Origin of the sequence: Priestia sp. SIMBA_032 (assembly GCF_046535215.1) — a bacterium.
Taxonomy (GTDB): Bacteria; Bacillota; Bacilli; order Bacillales; family Bacillaceae_H; genus Priestia; species Priestia aryabhattai.
In genome coordinates this window covers 1-249 of sequence record NZ_JAWRXD010001239.1, presented here as the reverse complement: position 1 = coordinate 249, position 249 = coordinate 1, and the positions used below count along the sequence as shown (strand labels likewise).

Below are 249 nucleotides of genomic sequence, written 5' to 3'. Positions count from 1 at the left end.
AAACCAAGCGCTTAGAGTCGTATTAGAACGTGCGAAAACATACAATGTACCAAGAACAATTATTGATCGTGCAGTTGAAAAAGCAAAAGGCGGTTCAGAGGAAAATTATGACGAGCTTCGTTATGAAGGATTTGGACCAAATGGAGCTATGGTTATTGTAGATACACTTACAAATAACGTAAACCGTACTGCAGCAGATGTACGAGCTGCATTTAGCAAAAACAGTGGTAACATGGGTGTAAACGGTTC

At 39.8% G+C, this 249-nt stretch carries 1 protein-coding gene; it reads left to right on the top strand.

Features of this window, described 5'->3' with window-relative positions; genetic code table 11:
- Nucleotides 1-249, top strand: a 249-nt coding sequence (locus SB717_RS38295) for a YebC/PmpR family DNA-binding transcriptional regulator (protein WP_410908428.1), incomplete at both ends; no start/stop codon positions are given.